The 2,440-nt window shown below is 47.2% G+C and carries 3 protein-coding genes; 2 read left to right on the top strand and 1 reads right to left on the bottom strand.

Annotated features, from left to right (window positions below):
• Positions 1 to 475: 475 nt before the first annotated feature.
• Positions 476 to 1,348, top strand: coding sequence for a hypothetical protein (locus GHO03_RS24175; protein WP_153334582.1), 873 nt, complete (start codon positions 476 to 478; stop codon positions 1,346 to 1,348).
• A 125-nt stretch (positions 1,349 to 1,473) separates the two neighbouring features.
• Here the strand turns inward: GHO03_RS24175 and GHO03_RS24170 are convergent, their stop codons facing one another.
• A complete protein-coding gene (locus GHO03_RS24170) occupies positions 1,474 to 1,755 on the bottom strand; it encodes a hypothetical protein (RefSeq protein ID WP_153338423.1) in 282 nt (93 codons plus the stop codon).
• Positions 1,756 to 1,927: 172 nt separating this feature from the next.
• Here GHO03_RS24170 and GHO03_RS24165 point away from each other — a divergent pair.
• A partial coding sequence (locus tag GHO03_RS24165; RefSeq protein WP_372241796.1) for a MobA/MobL family protein occupies positions 1,928 to 2,440 on the top strand: 513 nt, incomplete at its 3' end.

Genomic DNA, 2,440 nt, shown 5'->3' with positions numbered 1-2,440 from the left:
GTCTTAAAACCCACCAACCGCCATATGCCGAAGAGGGCTAGGGGCTCGACTGTAAACAACCCCTGAAAGTCTGGAACGCCTGTTGGGAGTGGGAGTCGGGAGTGTTTATCCCTCTGAAATTTCCCCGCTGCGTGGAGCCATGCGAGAGGCTTTTTTTAAGGCCAATCGTAGGGGCTCCCACGCCAGTGGGAACCTCAACCGGCGCGCTAGCCAGCATCATCATGCCGCCCTGCGGCTCTAGCTGCGCGTCAGCCCGCCTTGTCCCTGCTCTTGCCCTTTAGGGTCATAACCCGCTCTGGATCTACTCCAGCGAGTGGGGGCCCCCCTTTAGGGGGTCGAGCTGGTGAGCGTAGCGAATGTTTTTGATCTCAGTGATCCTATGGATCAATTGCTCCTTGGAATCTACTATGCGGTAGGGTGACTCCGCCTTCATATCTGTCTTATCTAACTAACAAATATAATATTAAGGGATTACATGAAAAAAAATACCGGCACTGAATACGAAGCATTTGTTGGTGCTATTCAGCAAAGCTTAATCAACTCTGAAGTGAGTTCAAATCTTAAAAATATAAAAGTCGAGGTCAATAAAAAAATAGAAGATATCAATGGGATAGTTCGGCAGTTTGATGTCTATTGGGAATTCAATTTAGGCGGTTATGATTACAAAACAGTCATAGAATGTAAAGATTATGCTTCTCGAGTTAGTATCGAGAAAATTGATGCGCTTCTTGGTAAAACAAGTGACATTCCTGGCCTTAGGCTTATCTATGCAACAAGAACAGGCTATCAAATAGGTGCGCAGACAAAGGCAAATAAACACAAAATAGATCTTCTTATTGTAAGGGAAGGGTCAGATGAAGATTGGACTGCGCCAGATGGAACGCCATTAATAAAAACTATAAGCCTTAATATTAGTAGTATATCACCCCCTAGAATAACTTCATTTTCTCCAGGTGTTGATAAATCTTGGCTAGAATCCCAGCCTGGGCTGGATTTGGAGGGGATAGACCAAAAATTGGGTATGGCACTTAACGATGAAGTATTTATAGCTAATGAGGCAACAGGTAGTAGAATTTCACTTCATACACTAGCTGGCTTACTACCTGTTAAATTTCCAGGTATCACATATGGGAAAGGGGTGTACAGCGAGGATCTAAATGACTCATATTTAGAATATGAAGGTGGTGGTATAAGGTTAAAAATCAAAGGATACAAGCTTGCGTATGAGTACCACGAACCCGTAAATGTCATGTCAGTTATTGATTATTCTAAAGAGCTGCTTGGTATCGTTCAGAACTATTCGTCAGGAGATAAGAAAATGGTGTTTAGGGAAGGCATGGTAAAATAAGAATATACTGAAAAAACCCCTCTATTCTAGGGGTTTTATCGCCACTATTCTTGTCTGTGCATCTAATGATTTACTTTAATAACTGAATTTAGTTCTATATATTTTTCTATCTGACAAGGTAATTACTAGATTTTTGTAATTAGTCTTTTAAACTCATTAGAACCTTGGCCATCCTCACCTAGAACAGCCAGTCGCTCAGCTGGTCGTGTCAGAAAGTTATCCAGTAATGATAGTAGGGCTGCACGTTTTTCGGTTGACTGTGTTTGTTGATACAACACAGCCGCGCCGACCAAAACCTTGACCCTATCTTCTGCCTTCTTGGCTGTAGCTCGTTGTCGTGCTTCTGCCTGCTGAATCTTGGCTGTGAGTTGGTCACGTTTTCGTTTCAAATCGTCTAAATCAGCCATGTCTGTTCTGCCTTTGATGGTGTCGGTTGTTGTCATTCTACGCTAGAGTATTGGAGTGCACAGACCTACCCTGAAAGAAGAGAAGGGCGCACTTACGCAAACTACGTTTGCAGGCGGTCGGCGATGCCGACAAATCAAAAACAGATCACAAGCAAATCGAGAGTCAAAAACCGTGGCGCTCTACTCCGCATCCGTCAAACCCATCAGTCGTAGCAGTGGCCGTTCCGCCACTGCCGCCGCTGCGTATCGGAATGCAGAGCGAATCATCGACGAGCGTACCGGCGACATTCACGACTACACCCGCCGTTCCGGCGTGGATCACGTCGAGTCATTTGCTCCGGTCGGTATGGCTCCACAGTCAAGTTCTGAACTGTGGAACAAGGCCGAAGCCGCCGAGGTTCGCAAGAACGCTCGAGTGGCCCGGGAAGTGCTGGTCGCACTGCCTCACGAACTTGACCAGGTACAACGCCGAGAGCTGGCCAAGTCGATTGCCCAGGGCTTGGCTGATCGCTACGGCACAGCGGGAACGCTGGCCGTTCACCAGCCCGACCGAGAGGGCGACAACCGCAATCACCACGTCCATATCTTGATGACCACGCGCCGCCTTGATGCGTCGGGCCACTTGGGCGAGAAGACCCGCGAACTGGACGACGTAAAGCGCGGCCCGCAAGAGGTGGAGTGGATA

It is taken from the genome of Pseudomonas sp. FSL R10-1339 (genome assembly GCF_009600545.1).
Lineage (GTDB): Bacteria > Pseudomonadota > Gammaproteobacteria > Pseudomonadales > Pseudomonadaceae > Aquipseudomonas > Aquipseudomonas bubulae.
Note: the sequence above shows the minus strand (reverse complement) of the source record. Positions and strands in the feature narration are given on the sequence as shown.

Bases quoted from the DNA above. Each gene is read 5' to 3' on its own strand.
- GHO03_RS24170 (WP_153338423.1), bottom strand. From the start codon at position 1,755: ATGGCTGATTTAGACGATTTGAAACGAAAACGTGACCAACTCACAGCC.
- GHO03_RS24175 (WP_153334582.1), top strand. From the start codon at position 476: ATGAAAAAAAATACCGGCACTGAATACGAAGCATTTGTTGGTGCTATT.